This window comes from Flavobacterium sp. FG68 (genome assembly GCF_057808895.1).
This window is the reverse complement of record NZ_JBMDIY010000010.1, coordinates 107,637-125,074: the sequence shown is the minus strand read 5'-3', so window position 1 is coordinate 125,074 and position 17,438 is coordinate 107,637. Positions and strand designations below refer to the sequence as shown.

Sequence of the window (17,438 nt, the reverse complement as noted above, 5' to 3'; positions counted from 1 at the left end):
CATCAATCTATACTCTTTTGTTGTCATGTTTAGGTATTCTTTCTATTTGGTTTTTTAAAATGTTAATACTCCGTTAGTGGTTATTTTTTTATGCTTTATATTATTCGAAGACTAAAATGAGATTTGCGAAGTTTAACATAATTACCTCTACCAGAGGTTACTTCTGGCAGAGATAACTAACACTCAAAACATTAGTGGTAACTTAAACTTACTAAATACTAATTCAAACCAAACCTTAAATTAATTTCTTTAAACTCTCATAAACTGACAACTCGACGTCAGCATGATCTTTTGTATTGCATTGCTCTATTAAGCTTTTTAAATCTGCTGCTTTTAGAGTCGATTTATTATCTAAAACAAGTAACAATTCCTGCGATGCGTCACTTAATTTTTTTGACAAAGGAAGAATTGGCTGCACTAAAGGTGCATTTGCACTCAACTCAATTAATCCTTTATTTAGGGTAATCCATTTATTGAAAAATGATGCAACTTTTGCTTTATTCTCTTCTGATTTATTTGCTAAATATTGTGTTACTGCATCATTAAAAGCTAAAGATTCTTTAGCATCAGGAGTACACGCATCAGCAAAAAGTGTCAGCGGAGAATACATTTGATATTCTGTTCCGCCTTTGTTTCTTGTATATCCTTTTAATGGTTCACAAACATTAGAAAACTCATTAATCGATTCCAGATTTTGATTATTCGTGATATTTCTTAGAATAACATCTTTGTTTTTAATATGTGTTAATCCTAATTCTTCTAATCTAAAAGAAACGTTTTCAAGACGTTTACGCATACTGGCTAGATCAGTAACAGTTTCGGCTGACCAAAGTCTTTCTGCAATTGCAGCAGTTCTTGGCCAAACTCTTGAATCTATCGTTTCTGGTGTTGTAAGTTCTGTCCACATGGTAGCTTCACCACCTAAAATTCTTGCTTTTTCTTCTGCAGATAAATCAGCTCCTTTTGGCATTGGGTCATTTAAATAATGACTTGCAACCGGATACATTAAGTCAATATAATACCCATTTGATAAAACTGTTTTATAGCCTTTTTTTACAGCATCAACTAATGACTGTCCTGGTGCAACTCCTTCATTTGGACCTCTCCATGAATGTACAATTGCTTCTTTTGAAAGATCTTTGGTTAAGATTTCTTCCCATCCCATTAATTGTTTTCCGTGTTTTTTAAGCATCGGAGCCAGCTGCATGGTGAAATACGTTTGTAATTCGTGGTTTGTTTTTAAATTATGTTTCTTTTTAAATTCCTGAATTTTCGGATTGGCATCCCAATCTTTCCCTTCGTTCTCATCTCCCCCAATATGAAAATAAGCTCCGGGAAATAATGGGCATACCTCATCAAAAAGTTCATTTAAGATTTTATACGTTTTAGGATTTGAAGGATCTAATGTTGGAGTAAAAATTCCCGCATTTCTTTCAATTCCATAGGTACTAATTGCTGTACCTTGAATATTTTTTTCAGAAGTTCCTCCTGTCAATGTGATCACTTTGCTTCCTATTTCCGGGTAAGCCGTAAGTATTGCAGATCCGTGACCCGGAACATCTATTTCCGGAACTATTAAAATACCGCGCTCATCAGCATATTTTACGATATTTCTAATTTCCTCTTGTGTGTAATACAATCCATCCGAAGCTAATTCGATTAGTTTTGGATGTTTTTTAGTTTCGATTCTCCAGCCTTGATCATCAACCAAATGCCAGTGAAAAACATTCATTTTCATTGCTGCCAATGCATCAATATTTCTTTTGATTACATCTACAGGCTGAAAATGTCTTGCTGCATCAATCATTAAACCTCTCCAGGTAAATCTTGGAAAATCTGAGATTTGAGATACCGGAAAATAAAATGATTTACTGTCATTTTTCAGCAATTGCAATAACGTTTCTAATCCGTGCAAAGCACCTAAATCGCTTGTTGCATTGATCGTTATTTTGTTTGATTTTATATCTAAGCTGTAACTTTCGTCTTCGTATAAACCAATTTTTCCGTTTTTATCACAGTTAATCTGTAATTCAGCGTTTGGAAATTCGTTTAGTTTAGAAATAAAACCTTGTTCGAAAAATATACCTGTTCTACCATCTAATCGGCGCAAAAAACGAGTTACTCCACCAAAAATTCTTGGATTTGGATTTCCGGAAATATTAACTTTAAAATTTTTGCTTAAAGTAAAATTTCCATCATTTACAACAACATTCTGAGGCCAGGGCATAAGGTTCAACTGCTCTTTTTTAACCTGAGCACCTGCTGTTACACCCGCTAATAGTAGTACAAATAAATATTTCATTTTTATTTTTTTTGGTCAGATGCTTTTCTGAAACATCCATTTAAATTATAAAAAAAACAAAACTCAGAAAGACTTCTGCTTACCTCACTTATCGCTTTGAGGTCTATCTGAATTTTGAAATTTTGATTCGCTCTCACCCGAATCTAAAAAAAACAACTTTAATAATCAAAACGCTTAAAAGCTTCAATAGCTTCGTATTCTGCCAGTCCCAATTCATCATACAGTACAGCTGTATTTTTATTTCGATCTTCTGCTCTTACCCAGAATTCTCGAGAATCGTTTCCTTGAAACATTACCCTGTCTTTTTGAGACTGATGGTATAAAATGGCATGACGCTTTAATAAAACTTCTGACGGAGAAAGTGGTACCGCCATATCTATTTCATGAATATCCCACTCGTGCCAAGCTCCTCTGTAAAGCCATAGCCAGCAGTCGTCCATGTATTTTTCTGATTTTAATTGTTTCATTGCTGCAAAAATAGCATTCAGACAAACTTCGTGCGTTCCGTGCGGATCGGCAAGATCTCCTGCTGCAAATACCTGATGTGGCTTTATTTTTGCAATAATATCTTTTACAATAGCAATATCTTCTGGCCCTAACGGATTCTTTTTAACTTGTCCTGTTTCATAAAAAGGAAGGTCTAAAAAGTGTGTATTTTCATCTTTTAAGCCAATGTATCTTGTTGCTGCATAAGATTCTCTTCTTCTAATTAATCCTTTTAGTTTTCTAACTTCCAGAGAATCGATTTGATTTTCTGATTTGTTATTTAAAAATTCAATTACAGATTTGAAGTTGATGTCATTTGGAAGATTTCCACCAGTGAAATCATTACAAACCTCAGCAAATTTTAATGCCTCATCATCTGTAACTGCAATATTTCCAGAGGTTTGATATACTACGTGTACATCATGACCTTGTTTAATCAATTTTGAAAATGTTCCCCCCATCGAAATCACGTCATCATCTGGATGCGGACTGAAAAGGATAACTCTTTTTTTAGCTGGATTAGCTCTCTCCGGACGATGTGAATCATCTGTATTTGGTTTTCCACCCGGCCATCCAGTAATGGTGTGCTGTAATACGTTAAACATATTGATGTTTAAATCGTAAGCAGAACCTTCTTGTGCTAATAAATCAGACATTCCGTTGTTGTTGTAGTCACGGTCTGTTAGTTTTAAAATAGATTGGTTTGTTTTTTGGCAAAGCCAAACAATCGCTTTACTTTTTAATTCTTGTGTCCAAATACATTCTCCAACAAGCCAAGGTGTTTTAAAACGTGTTAACTCTGATGCTGCAGACTGATCTAATACGAAAGTTGCATTTGGATGATTTTGTAAAAATGTCGCAGGAACTTCAGAACTAATATCACCCTGAACAGTTCTCTTGATGATATCGGCTTTGTTTTGTCCCCAAGCCATTAATACGATTCTTTTAGATCTCATAATAGTAGAAACTCCCATTGTGATGGCTCTTTTTGGAACGTTGTCGATTCCGTTAAAGTCAGACGAAGCATCTACTCTTGTAATGTGATCCAGTGTAATAATTCTTGTTCCGGAATTGATGTGTGAACCCGGCTCGTTGAAACCAACGTGACCTGTACGTCCAATTCCTAATAACTGAAAGTCTAAACCTCCAGCTTGTTTAATATTCATTTCATAGTCGATACAATATTGATTTAGTTCATCAATAGAAACTGTACCATCAGGAATATTAACATTTTCAGGTTTAATATCAATATGATTAAAAAGATGCTGGTGCATGAAATAATGATAGCTCTGATTGTTTTCTCTATTCATTGGATAATATTCATCCAGGTTAAAAGTGATTACATTGCTAAAGCTTAGTCCTTCTTCTCTGTGCATTCTAACTAATTCCTCATATACTTTTATAGGAGAAGATCCTGTTGCCAAACCAAGCACGCAAGATTTATTTTTTTCCTGCTTAGATCTAATTAACTGAGCGATTTCCTGCGCTACAATTACCGATGCTTCAGCAGAACTTTTGAAGATTTCGTTGTGAATTTTTTCAAATCGTGTTTCTTCAAATTTTCCGGCGCTTTTATAGCTGATATCAGGTTTTGTTTCTAAAGCACTTTTCATTTTTTTTCTTTTTTTGGTATGTACAATTTTGGTTTTTGAAACGGTATAAGCAATTTGCATTTCTTATACCGTTTACTAACCAAACTTAAAATCTTAAATCTCTATTTTTTTAGAAGTTTGCTCCGGTAGTATCCCACCAAAGTCTTGTTCCTCCATTATCAGCGCCTCCAAGTTTAGCAACTCCTGTCGCAACACCACCAGCATTTCCAGCTTTTTCTGATTGTACAAAGTTTATTCTTCGTACACCAAATTCAGTAGTGATTGTTGTTCCACTGTAATTTTTAAGAACCGGGAATAATTTTGGATAACCTGTTCTTCTGTAATCAGACCAAGCTTCTTGTCCTTCAGGGAAACCAGCAATCCATTTTTGAGTGATGATTTTTTGTAATTTCACTTCGTTAGTTGCAGCTGCATCCCAAGCGATAGTCACATTATTTAAAGCCGGAGAATTATTTACAGGGAAGTTAGGATCAACATAAGCTTTTGCTGTTTTAACATTATCAGCAATGTAAGCTGCCGCTCCTGAAGCTCCTCTTTGTTCAAATGAAGCTGCAATACCTGCTTCATATAAAGATTTAGCGTCTCCACCCATATTCCATCCTCTCAATGCACCTTCTGCTCTTAAGAAATAAGCTTCTGCAGTCGTGAATAAAACAATTTCTTTTGATCTTACAACAGCTCCAATTCCTGAGAAATCCTGGTGATCCGATTTTGCAGCAATATCAATACCTGTACGAACTCCTTTATATTGTCCTGGGAATTGAGTAGATGTATCAAAATAAGTAGCTAATCTTGGATCATTATATCCACCCATGATTGATTCCATATCTGCAGACATACGAATGTCTAACCAAGCTCCACTAATTGTAGCAATTGGGTTTGTGTAAACCGGTGATACAACTTTGAATAAATCAGCATTTGTTGTGAATACACCATATTTATGGGCAATTGCTTTTTCTGCTTGTGTTTTTGCTAATGCTGGGTTTACCTTAACAATACGCATTGCTAATCTTAAACGCAATGTGTTTGCAAATTTTGCCCACGCCTTATAACTTCCGCCGTAACCAGACATATCTGTTGTTGCGAATGTAGAAGCTTCTCCAGCATCTTCTCTTTTAGTTAATTCTGCTACTGCAAAATCTAATTCACTAAACATTTGGTTGTAAACTTCTTGTTGAGAATCATATTCAATAGTCGAATCTGTAGTTCCAAATTTAGAATAAATGATAGGTCCAAAAGTATCTGTAAGTCTGTGCATACCTTCTACTTTCAAGATTAATGACAATGCATAAAACTGATCGTATTTACCTTTAGATTTTTGAGCAATATCGTATGCATTAAACATTACGTTACTATATGCGTAATCCCAAATAAATCCGTTCCAACCATCAACTAATGAATAAGTTGTATTGTTTATTCCTCCTGCAAAACCTGTTGGGGTAGCCATGTACCCAGACCAGATATCACAGTTTAATCCTTGTTGTAATTGATAAACCCATTCTGGGGTTAATACCTGAATATTGTTAAACATTGGAGCAAATCCTCCTTTAATATGGTTAAAATCTTGTTCAAACAATTCAGGAGTAATACCGTTAGGATTGGTATTAATATCTTCAAAATCACCTGTACAACCCATTGCTGCAAGCAATGACATACATAGAGCCGCTTTTGTTATTTTATTTAGTTTCATGTTTTTAGTATTAGAAAGTTACATTTAAATTAAGACCGATACTTCTTGTAGATGGTTGTCCGTAAATATCAACACCTTGTAAACCTTCGCCTGTACTTAATGCAATATTTGGATCAAACGGTGCATCTTTGTAGATAAAGAATAAGTTTCTTGCTATTAATGAAACACTTGCAGTCTGAATAAATGGTAATCTTTTTGCGTTAAAATTATATCCTATAGAAATCTCTCTTACGCTTACGTTTGTTGCATCATATACATACTCTCCTGTAATACCTGCTCTACCACCAACTTGAGTGTAATAAAGTTGAGCATCCATTGAAGTAACCGGAGTTCCGTCGCTTGCTCTTACTGCATTTATAGCTACACCTCCAGCGTTTCTCGCATCACCTGTTGCTCTAGATACACCAAAAGAATCATTTTGAGCTTGAGTTAAACTCATTACGTTACCGCCAAAACGACCATCAATTAACACATTTGCAAAGAATGAACCTACTTTAAATGAGTTAGAGAAACCGATCATATAGTCAGGATTAGAATTACCTACTTCTTCAAAACCAGTTTTTTGGATTGTTCCGTCATCATTTAATAAAATTCTTCCCTGAGCATCTTTTTTAAAGTTAATACCTTCGATAACTCCAAATGGTCTTCCTTCGATTAAAGCATATCTGTAGCTGTTTACTCCAGCTTCAGTTAAGTTAACTCTACCTCCTAATTCAGTAGGAATTTCTTTTACTTTATTTTTATTTTGTGAAAAGTTCACGCTTGAATCCCATGAAAATTTATCTCCTCTGAAAATTCCAGCAGTAACTACTGCTTCAAAACCTTTGTTTTCGATACTACCTGCATTGATTCCGTAAAAATCAACTCCTTGAGAATTTCCTTTTGGAGCTACAACTTGTAAATATTGATTTTTAGTTTCTGAGTTATAGTATGATAATTCAAATGCAAATCTGTTGTTAAACATTCTCCATTCTGTACCAAGTTCGTACTCTGATTTTAATTCAGGCTTCAATGAAGTACCTTCTTTTGGAGCAACTTTTGGTTTTGGATCTGTAACTCCAGGAGTGTAATAGTAAGTTGGAACTGTTACGAAAGGATAAACATCATTACCAACCTCTGCGTAAGTTGCACGTACTTTACCAAAGTTGATAAACTCAGGAAGTGTAACCATTTCACTAAGAAGAGCTGTTAAACCTACAGATGGATAGAAATATCCTGCACTGTCTGTATTAGCTAAAGTTGATGACCAGTCATTTCTAGCAGCAACATCTAAGAATAACATATCTTTATATCCAAAAGTAGTAGCTGCAAATACAGACTGAACTTCTTTTCTTGTATCGATAGTTTGGTAATTTCCTGAATTGTTATTGAAGTTTTGTAATGTAAACCAGTTAGCATATTTTAATCCTCCGCCAATTCCAGAATCAAGAATTGTTTTTTGATTTCCTAAAGTATTAGTAACACTTGTACCAATGTTTGCGTTAAAGCTAAAATCATCACTGAATTTTGTATTGATTGTAGCAATTAAATCAGCATAACGTTGTGTGCTTAAAGCATTTTCTACATAATATCTACCATTTATGTGAGAAATTGTTCCTTGTGTAGTAGCGTAGATTTTTTTATCAAAATCACTTTCTACTCTGTTATAACTATATCTACCAGCAATACTTAACCAGTTATTAGCTTTATAAGTCAAAGATAATGCTCCGTTAAAGAAGTTATTTTTGTCTTCAGATTTATTTCTGTTAATTCCCCAATATGGGTTTTGCATAATATCTCTGTTTGTCATCCAGTTTTGAGCCATTAAGTTTCTGTTTGGATCAAAAACTTCATAATTATTTTTATAGTAATCAAAGTCATTTCCTCTTGGCATAAGGTAAACTCCAGTTAATGGGTTGAAATAAAAACCATTTACCGGTTTGTTGATGATAGTTTGAGAAGTATAGTTTGCATTTGCAGCAAAAAGAAGTTTATCATCAAAGAATTTAGCTGTTTGACGGATACCAAAGTTATTTTTCTTAATACTATTACCTGGCATAATTCCTGTTCCAGATGTATTAGAGTAAGTAAATGCTGTTGAAGAATTTTCAGATGAAGTTGAATAACCTACTGAAGTAATTTGAGTATTTCCTACTTGAAAAAAGTCTTTTACGTGATCTTTTGATTTTCCTGCAGCACCCCATGATTCATCTGCCCCTGGAGCAGCAACATAATCAGATTGGAATTTAGGTAAATATGCAGCTGATTCAAAAGTAGTTACAGATGAAACAGTAAGTAATGGTTTACCAGCTTTAGCTTTTTTAGAAGATAATAAGATAACTCCATTTGCTCCCTGGCTACCGTATAATACAGATGCAGCAGCACCTTTTAATACAGTCATACCTTCGTAATCGTCTGGGTTAATAAGTGAAACAACATCACCTCCATCACGGTTTCCTGTAGATGTACTACCAAAACTATCATTTGGCTGTCCTGAAGAACCATTATATAATGGAATACCATCAATAACATATAAAGGCTGATTGTTTGAAACAGAAGAGTTACCTCTAATTACTACTTTTGTAGAACCACCTGTACCACTTGAACTTTTAGTTACGGCAACACCGGCAATTTTTCCAGCAATAGTATTAACAAGGTTGGCATCTCTTACTCTTGTTAACTCTTCTCCTTTAAGCTCCTGAGCAGCATAAGTTAAAGATTTTCTAGTTTTCTTGATACCTAATGATGTTACTACAACCTCGTTAAGTGCATTTGACGCCGCAACTTGCATTTTTACATTAATTGTAGCAGCATCGCCTACAACTATATTTTGTGTCTCTAGGCCAACATAGGTAAAAACTAATGTCTGTCCTTTTTGAACGTCAATTGAGTACAATCCGTCAAAATCGGTAGTCGCACCTTTTTGACCTCCTTGTACAGCAACAGATGCACCTGGTAACGGCATCCCATCAGAATCTGTAATCACACCTTTAACGTTTTTTACTTGTGCAAGCGAAACCTGCGCCGTAAAAACAATCATAAAGATTAAGAAAATTTTTTTCATGTTTATTTATTTTGTTAGTTATGAGGTAAAATTATTCTTAAGGGATTGTTAAAAAAAATATATTATACAAACAGCTATAATTTTTAAACGAACGACATAAAACATTCAATAATCCGCTAACCGAAAACGTATTCGGTTCTATTAAAAGCATATTTTATCCCATTTACGACCATTTTTATTCGCAAATTTTACAATTCATTAAAAAAAATTTAAAATCTGTAAATATTTTTATATCTGCCATCTATATAAAAAATTTCGCTTCTTTCTGATTTACTCAGTCAAAAAGAAGCGAAAAACTTATTAATTTTAAAAAACTGTAAGAGAGCTATTTAATTACCGCACATTCCTGAAGTTTTAAATTTTAAAGAAGAATATTTTTTATGAATAACATCTAATAAGGAATATTCCGTAAAAGAATCCTGCGCCAATTCCCAAATCATTATTCCTCCGGTATATTCTGCGGCATATTCAACTTTTCTTGAAATTGTAGGTCTGCCGTTGTAATATAATTTCCCTATTTCATCCTGATCAGCAAGTTGAGATCCCGCCTCTACTATTTGACCAAAAGTTGAACTGGTTACTTCTGGAAAAGTAAAATTATATCCGTAAAAAGGAACTCCAAGTGTAAGTTTTTCACTTGGAACATTTTGTTGTTTATGCCAAAATTCAATTCCGCTTCTTGCAAACTCATAAGAACTGTGTTGTTCTACTTTAGTTGGAGTCCACGGTCCTGTACTATCGTACGCCATTATATTTATAAAATCAAAAGCGTTTAAGGCTGCCGAATTTATATTTACAAATCGTACACTATTGGGTAAAGCTGCAGTTAAAAGTTTTTTATCATCTGCTAAGCTCTTTTTTAATTCAACGACAAAACCGCTGTAACCAGATGTTACTGCATCCCATTCGAGATCAACATCGACTCCATCTAAATTATGGTCTTTTACAAATTTTAGAATATTTTGGATAAATGCCGGACGGTTTTCAGATTTATCAATTAATGACGACCAGTTTTTGGCCTGTTCTTCAGAAATAACGCCGCCTGCCAATGAAATACTTACAATAATATTTGGGTTTACTGATTTTGCGTATTTAACGACTGCATCAATATCTCCTGCAAATACTATGTTTCCATCTTTATCCGGATTTGCAAATGCAATATTTAAATGCGTTAGTTTACAAAACTGAATGGAAGAAATTTTACTGAAACTATCTGTTGATAAATATCCAACAACTCTTGCTGTTTTAGTTTTTGTTTCTTCTGTATTATGCTCTTTTTCGTTGGTACAGCTATACACTGAAAAAAGCGAGCTTATATAAAAAAGGATGCCTAATAAGGCTTTATTTTTTATCATAATTTTTTTAAATTTAATTAGAATGAAAATATGACCTTATTAGGCATAACTTTATATTTTTAGGATTTTATTTAGTTGGCATCCCACCAAACTTTATTCAGCCAATCATTTGTTCCTCCCATTCTTGATAATGCTTCTTTATAATTTTTCTCATTTTTCTGCATCTCATCATTAGGATAATATAAACGTTTTGGTGTAACTCCGTTTGTTTCTGAATCAGGGTTTGTTATCGGAATCAATACCGGGAATCCTGTTCTTCTCCAGTTTGAATATGCTTCAATACTATTAAAGATATAAGTGATCCAAAGCTGCGTTGAAATTTGTTTTAACTCTTGTCCGGCAACTAATGGTTTAGCATTTAGATAGGTATCGATTGCTGCTTGCGTTGCAGGCGTTGCTCCATAAATCTCTAATTGCTTAATACCTGCTTCAACTCCTTTTTTATAATAGTCTGCTGCAGAACCTGCAACCCAGCCTCTAAATGCTGCTTCAGCAAGTAACAATTGAGATTCTGAATAACTTACATGTAAAAATGGTGTTGTTTTTTGCTTAAAGTAAGATTGAATTCCAGAAGTTGAGCTTGCTCCCATTGGAACTTCCCACTGAAACAATCCTGGTTTTACTCCTTCATAAGGTGTTTCACCTGGCTGCAATGGTGCTCCCCAAGCAAGACTGCTCGTTGTTTTAGGAGTTGCATACATTGGTAATCTTGGATCTCCGTTGTCTCTTAAAAAGTCAATTACTAAAGTACTAAAGTGATCTCCATTTTCATTACCTACAAGTGCATAAGCCAATCCATTTCCTCTAAAATCAATCGATGCCGGATCATCATTAAAAGTAGCATCTAAATGCTTCATAATACAGTTATCAGCATTGCTTGTAAAAACTCCTGCCGCTAAAGCAGCTTTTACTTGTTTTTCTGCTTCTGCCGGTTTAATTTCAGAAATTCTCATTCCTAAACGTAATCTTAGTGTATTAGCTAATTTTTTCCATTTAGTAATATCTCCGCCATAGAACAAATCACCTTTTACAGCACCGCCGTTAGCATTTAATTGATTATGAGCTTCTTCTAAATCATGAAAGAATGACATATAAATTTCTTCCTGTGTATCATATCTAGGTGTTACAATTCCTTTTGAGAAACCTAAACCTGCTTCAGAATAAGGAATATCTCCATAAATATCAGTAATACGTTGTGCTACCATTACTCTCATAATTTTAGCTACAGCATTCATATTTACAGCAGATTGATCTCCACTTGTTTTTTCAAGAATATCAACAACATTTTTTAATTCGTTTTGGTAACCATTTCTCCAAAGAGCAGTTGCATAACCATCATCTTTTTTAAATTTGCTTCCAAACTCAGTTACGTTCCATGCACCCGCATAATGCTGTACAAAACCTCCTGAATAAATTAAATTGGTTCTCCATTGGTAAAATCCGTCACCCGACATACACAATTGGGTAAACGTAAGCTGCCCAGCTGGATTTGCAGACAACGCAACCGGATCTTTTTCCAGTTCGTCAAAATTTTCGGTACAGCCTACTGCAGTAAACAATGCGAGTACGGCTATAATTGTTTGTTTAAATTTCATAATTTCTTTTTTTAGAATGCAACTTTAATATTAAAACCGTACGATTGTCTAAATGGTAATGAACCATATTCAAAACCTTGTCCGTTTCCAGAAGTATACATTGATTCTGGGTCAATATTTGGAAGATCTTTATTAAAAGTCAACAAGTTTCTTGCAAATGCCGAAACATAAATTGAACTTATTTTAGCTCCGCCAAAAACACTTGATGGTATTGTATATCCTAAACTAATTTCTCTCAATTTCACGTAAGATGCATCGTAAACAAATGGCGCTGGTGTATTGTTGAAAACTGTATTCCAGTAATCCTGAGGATTAATAGGTTTTGTATTTTTAACATAAACCGGGTTAGCAGCTGTTCCTGTGTTTACAACTCCTTCTGCAACATAACCTGCTGTAGGAACCCATGTAGACTGGCTAAAGTTAGGATCATTAGCAATAGCTTCTGCTCTTGCATGATTATACGCATCTCTTCCGTCTGTAGTTACATCCAAAAGTCCTTTTGTTGCCGCTAATGAATTTGTCATAGAGTATACATCCATACCAAATTTCATATCGATCAAGAACTGTAATGTAATACCTTTATAAGTAAATCTGTTAGTTAAACCTGCAGCCCAGTCAGGAAGTCCTTTTCCTAATGCTACTTTTTCATCTGTAAACAATGGTAAACCATTTGCAGCTACTACTTTTTCTCCATTTTCATTTCTTAAGAAATCTCTACCCATAATAGTTCCGTATTGACCGCCAACCTGAGCAACAACAGCTGCTCCAGCCCAACGAGCTTCTGAAATTGTATAAGTACTAATGTCTGGATGCAATGAAAGAATCGAGTTTTTATTTTTTGAGAAGTTCAAATCAATTCCCCATTCAAAATTGTTTGTTTTTATTGGAGTACCAGATAAAAATACCTCGATACCTTCGTTACGTAATTTTCCTGCATTTACAGAAATAAATTCATAACCAGATGTTGCAGATGAAGGTAAATCAAGTGTTTGATCTGATGTATCTTCACGATATACTGTAATATCTGCTTTTAATCTGTTTTTGAAGAAAGCAGTTTCAAGTCCGAACTCAACTCCAGTTTTTGACTGATACGTTAAATTAGGATTTGGTGCAGCAGTATTTTTAATATTTACAACACTTTGACCATCATATGAAGAAAATGTAGTATAGTTTAATGCATTTTTATAAGCTCCCGGTGAATTTGAAACCTGTGCCCATGATGCTCTAAATTTACCATACGAAAAAGTATCATTTTGAATATTAAGTGCATCTGAGAATACAAATCCTAACGAACCTGCAGGATAAAAAGCACTTTCATCACCACTATAAATTACGCTAAACCAGTCATTTCTTCCAGTAAACTCAGCATATAAATATCCTTTATAATCTAATTTTGCAGAACCGTAAACTGAGTTTGTTCTTGTTTTAGTTTCAACCGGAGCATTTTCAGTTTTATTAACAAAATTACTGATGTATTCTGTACCCGGTTCAATAATTTTTGTTCCAAATCTTGAGTTTTGTTCTCTTCTAAAATCTCTTCTTGCTGTACCTAAAATTCCAGAAAAAGTTAAATCTTTAGCTAATTTAATATCGCTCAAAGTCGCAATAATATCGGTATTCATTTCTGATACATTAATATTATTTAAACCTAGATATCCTTCATCTCTTCCCGGCCAAGTACTTCCTGCAGCCATAAAATCTTTTGAACTAAAGGCATAAGTATCAAGACCTGTTCTAAAAGTTAAGGCAATCCATTTTTTCAGCTGATACGTTCCTGTAACGTTTCCTATAAAACGATTTTTAACAGATGTATTATGATTTTCTTCTGTTACAAAATACGGGTTCAATAAATAAACATTACTGTTCCAAGGGTAAATCTGACCTGTATCATTATTTTTATAATTTTTCAGCCAGGCCTGATCAATGTTTGGAGCCAATCCGCTTAATGAATATCCTACGTTATTAGGAGAATCTCCAAGAGCTGGTCTGTTATTAGTATTTTCAGCAATATAATTTACGTTAGCATCTAAAGTAAATTTTTCTGCTTTTAAAGTTGCATTTAATGTTGCATCATTTCTTTCTAATCCTGAATTTGGAATTACGTCGCTATTTTTTAGGTTATTGAAACCAAAACGAACATATCCGCTGTCATTACCTCCAGAAATAGCAATTCCGTTTGTTGTCGTAAATCCAGTTTTAAAGAAATCCTGAATATTGTTATCAACTTTAGCATAAGGTTTCATAGAACCATCAAATATTTTTACCTGCTGCCCTACTGACTCAGAAAATTTAGGTCCCCACGCATTTGTAGTATATCCATAAATTTCAGTTGGGGCTTTTGTTGGATCTGGCAATGCACCATTTGATCCAGTTCCATATTCACTTTGATAATCTGAATATTTCGCATTTACTCGGTCAAAATTTACTCCACTAGTTAATTCTACACGAAGTTTTCCTTTACTTCCCTTTTTAGTTGTAATTAAAATTACACCATTCAAAGCTCGTGAACCATACAAAGCTGCTGCTGCTGCTCCTTTAAGTACTGTTAAACTTTCAATGTTATTTGGGTTAATACTTGAAATACCATCTCCGTTATCACGTCCGTCAAACCATTTGCTTGTTGCAGCACTATCATTATTCAAACCTGAATTATCGATTGGAACTCCGTCTACAATATAAAGAGGCTGGTTACTTTCACCAATACTTGAGATACCTCTAATAATAACTCTCGTACTTCCTCCAACACCTGTAGCTGGTATAGAAACGTCTACACCGGCAATTCTTCCAGATAAAGCTGTAGTTACATTGGTTGTAATGGCCTTGTTTAACTGCTCTCCTTTTACATCCTGAACGGCATAACCCAATTCTTTTTTCTGTCTCTTAATCCCTAATGCTGTAACAACAACTTCATTTAAATTTTGTGCGTCTTGAGTTAGCACAACATCTACAGTTGAAGAAGACCCAACTGTTACAGTTTTAGTTTTAATACCGATATACGAAAATACCAGAACATCTCCTGCAGATGCCTGAATCGTATACACACCGTCATAATCAGTTTGACTTGCCGTTTTTGTACCTTGAATAAGAATACTTACACCCGGCAGCGGCAGACCATTTTGGTCGCTTACCAAACCTTTGACCGTTTTTACCTGCGCAACAGACAATTGCGCCGTAAAGACAATCATAAAGATTAACATAATTTGTTTCATTTTTATCATGGTTTTTGATTAGTTAAGCGATAAATTTATTGTTAAGGTACTGTTAAAAAAAATATTTTATACAAACAGTCAAATTTGTTAAACAAACGACATAAATCATTCAACATTATGCTGTACGAAAACGTTATCCTATTTAAATAAAATATTAATTGGCTTTTTTTACAAAATTTTATTCAAAAGAATTGCGATTTAGCCAGTAATTGTGTAAAGTTGCACAGTAATTACAAAGCTTTACAAATAATAACAAAACGTTAAAAAAAGTTGAACGAAATTCGAAAACTAAAATTTGACATAAAACTTCAAAATCATATTTGGTTTTGGGGTTCTTATTTCACTCTCAACTTTTTACGATGGGGTGCTTACTTTAACGACTATCCGTATTCGTTTAAATCGAACTTAATTGAGTTTTCGCTGCATATACCATTAGTATATTTCAATCTTTTTGTTTTAGTACCTAAATATGTCCTTAAACAAAAATATATAACCTATACACTGGCACTTCTTGTAAGCCTTTTTGGGATTTATTTATTAAAAACTGCGCTTACCTATTATATTATATCCGAAAATATCTGGCCGGAAGCCAACAGAGAATACCATCCTTTTGAAATCAACCATATTGTAGCTGTTTGTATTGGTGAATTGTACGTTTTGGCAATGGCATCATCAGTATACCTTACTTTAACATGGCTTCGCGAAAGAGAAAGAAACAGATCGCTGAGAGAAAATCAGTTTAAAATCAAGCTGAAATATTTAGAAAATCAAATTCAGCCACATTTCTTTTTTAATACATTAAATAATCTTTATGCCTTATCTTTAGAATCTTCAGATAAAGTTCCGGATGTCATTATTAAGCTTTCTAATTTAATGGAATATGTGCTGTATGATGTTAAAGGAACCAAGTTTGTACCGTTGATAAAAGAGATCGATTATATTCAAAATTATATTGAAATCGAAAAACTTCGTTTTGATAATGTGGAAGTTACCGTAAATTTAGAATCAAACATTGAAGATATTGTAGTTCCTCCATTAATATTTATTTCATTGGTCGAAAATGCTTTCAAACATGGCGGAGTCAATAATAATAACTTTAAAATTAAAATCAATTGTAAAGTTATTGACAATAAAATGTTAGACTTTGAAATCTTAAATAATTTTGTAATTTCACAAAATGTTAAGTCAAAAGGTGGAATTGGTTTAGTTAACACAAAGAAAAGACTAAAATTAATTTACAAGAATAATTTCAGTTTAAAAGACAAAATAAAACTGAATTACTATATAATTCGTTTGCAAATACCTATCCATAATGAAAATTAAATGTGTACTGATTGATGATGAACCTTTAGCAATCAAAGTGCTGCAAAATTATTTTAACAATTTTACAGATTTTGAAGTTATCGGCACATTCAATAATTCTTTAGAAGCTCTGGATTTCATAAACAGCACTTCTGTAGATGCCGTTTTTTTAGACATTAATATGCCCATGATGACTGGTTTTGAGCTTATAAGCTTAATTGAAAACAAAACCAAAGTTATCATCACAACCGCTTTTAGAGAATTTGCTGCAGAAAGTTATGATCTTGATGTTTTAGATTATTTAGTAAAACCTATTCCGCTTCCCAGATTTATCAAATGCATCAATAAAATTACAACCGAATTCAATTTAAAAAACAATATTAAAATTGATGTTGCCAAAGGCGATTCTCATATTTTTATTAAGGTTGATAAAAAAATGATGAAAATTAATATTGAAGAAATTCTTTTTATTGAAGGAATGAAAGAATATATAAAGGTTGTAACACCCGATAAAACCTATATTACGCATAAATCTTTGACTTCGTTATCTGAAGAATTACCTGCAGATCGCTTCTTACGCATCCATAAATCCTATGTTATTGCGTTAAATAAGGTCAAATCTATTGAAGGAAACCGTATTCAAATTCAGTCTTATACCATTCCAATAGGAAGAAATTATAGTAAAGACGTAAAAAACAGGATTCTCGAATAAAACTTTAACATTTCTAACTCTATATAAATTAACACATTGTTGAATAAATAAGGTTGTTCGTTTAAATTTAACATTATTTTCGATCAATAATTTTTTTTTGATTCATGTAACAAATATATTTACGGTCTTCA

At 33.6% G+C, this 17,438-nt stretch carries 9 protein-coding genes; 2 read left to right on the top strand and 7 right to left on the bottom strand.

Annotated features, from left to right (window positions below; translation table 11 throughout):
* Nucleotides 1–235: 235 nt before the first annotated feature.
* The 7 genes from ACODSB_RS08745 to ACODSB_RS08715 form a co-directional block, all read right to left on the bottom strand.
* Entirely contained in the window at nucleotides 236–2,302 is a 2,067-nt protein-coding gene (locus tag ACODSB_RS08745; protein WP_488936757.1) for a beta-N-acetylhexosaminidase, read from the bottom strand.
* Nucleotides 2,303–2,460: 158 nt separating this feature from the next.
* On the bottom strand, nucleotides 2,461–4,401 hold the full coding sequence (gene nagB, locus ACODSB_RS08740) for a glucosamine-6-phosphate deaminase (RefSeq protein WP_488936756.1): 1,941 nt from the start codon (nucleotides 4,399–4,401) through the stop codon (nucleotides 2,461–2,463).
* A gap of 109 nt (nucleotides 4,402–4,510) precedes the next feature.
* On the bottom strand, nucleotides 4,511–6,091 hold the full coding sequence (locus tag ACODSB_RS08735; protein WP_488936755.1) for a RagB/SusD family nutrient uptake outer membrane protein: 1,581 nt from the start codon (nucleotides 6,089–6,091) through the stop codon (nucleotides 4,511–4,513).
* Nucleotides 6,092–6,101: 10 nt separating this feature from the next.
* Nucleotides 6,102–9,134, bottom strand: coding sequence for a SusC/RagA family TonB-linked outer membrane protein (locus ACODSB_RS08730; protein WP_488936754.1), 3,033 nt, complete (start codon nucleotides 9,132–9,134; stop codon nucleotides 6,102–6,104).
* A 329-nt stretch (nucleotides 9,135–9,463) separates the two neighbouring features.
* A complete protein-coding gene (locus tag ACODSB_RS08725; protein WP_488936753.1) occupies nucleotides 9,464–10,489 on the bottom strand; it encodes a glycosyl hydrolase family 18 protein in 1,026 nt (341 codons plus the stop codon).
* Nucleotides 10,490–10,560: 71 nt separating this feature from the next.
* A complete protein-coding gene (locus ACODSB_RS08720) occupies nucleotides 10,561–12,084 on the bottom strand; it encodes a SusD/RagB family nutrient-binding outer membrane lipoprotein (RefSeq protein ID WP_488936752.1) in 1,524 nt (507 codons plus the stop codon).
* Nucleotides 12,085–12,095: 11 nt separating this feature from the next.
* On the bottom strand, nucleotides 12,096–15,293 hold the full coding sequence (locus ACODSB_RS08715) for a SusC/RagA family TonB-linked outer membrane protein (protein WP_488936751.1): 3,198 nt from the start codon (nucleotides 15,291–15,293) through the stop codon (nucleotides 12,096–12,098).
* Nucleotides 15,294–15,563: 270 nt separating this feature from the next.
* Here ACODSB_RS08715 and ACODSB_RS08710 point away from each other — a divergent pair, with 270 nt between their 5' ends.
* Entirely contained in the window at nucleotides 15,564–16,616 is a 1,053-nt protein-coding gene (locus ACODSB_RS08710; RefSeq protein WP_180858637.1) for a sensor histidine kinase, read from the top strand.
* Nucleotides 16,606–17,307 carry a LytR/AlgR family response regulator transcription factor gene (locus ACODSB_RS08705; protein WP_053470164.1) on the top strand — a complete coding sequence of 234 codons (702 nt, stop codon included), beginning with the start codon at nucleotides 16,606–16,608 and terminating at the stop codon, nucleotides 17,305–17,307. The genes ACODSB_RS08710 and ACODSB_RS08705 overlap by 11 nt, the downstream gene beginning before the upstream one ends.
* Nucleotides 17,308–17,438: the final 131 nt, after the last annotated feature.

What these genes read in the sequence shown, in the direction of transcription:
- ACODSB_RS08745 (WP_488936757.1), bottom strand. Translation starts at nt 2,302, where the DNA reads ATGAAATATTTATTTGTACTACTATTAGCGGGTGTAACAGCAGGTGCT.
- nagB (WP_488936756.1), bottom strand. Translation starts at nt 4,401, where the DNA reads ATGAAAAGTGCTTTAGAAACAAAACCTGATATCAGCTATAAAAGCGCC.
- ACODSB_RS08735 (WP_488936755.1), bottom strand. Translation starts at nt 6,091, where the DNA reads ATGAAACTAAATAAAATAACAAAAGCGGCTCTATGTATGTCATTGCTT.
- ACODSB_RS08730 (WP_488936754.1), bottom strand. Translation starts at nt 9,134, where the DNA reads ATGAAAAAAATTTTCTTAATCTTTATGATTGTTTTTACGGCGCAGGTT.
- ACODSB_RS08725 (WP_488936753.1), bottom strand. Translation starts at nt 10,489, where the DNA reads ATGATAAAAAATAAAGCCTTATTAGGCATCCTTTTTTATATAAGCTCG.
- ACODSB_RS08720 (WP_488936752.1), bottom strand. Translation starts at nt 12,084, where the DNA reads ATGAAATTTAAACAAACAATTATAGCCGTACTCGCATTGTTTACTGCA.
- ACODSB_RS08715 (WP_488936751.1), bottom strand. Translation starts at nt 15,293, where the DNA reads ATGAAACAAATTATGTTAATCTTTATGATTGTCTTTACGGCGCAATTG.
- ACODSB_RS08705 (WP_053470164.1), top strand. Translation starts at nt 16,606, where the DNA reads ATGAAAATTAAATGTGTACTGATTGATGATGAACCTTTAGCAATCAAA.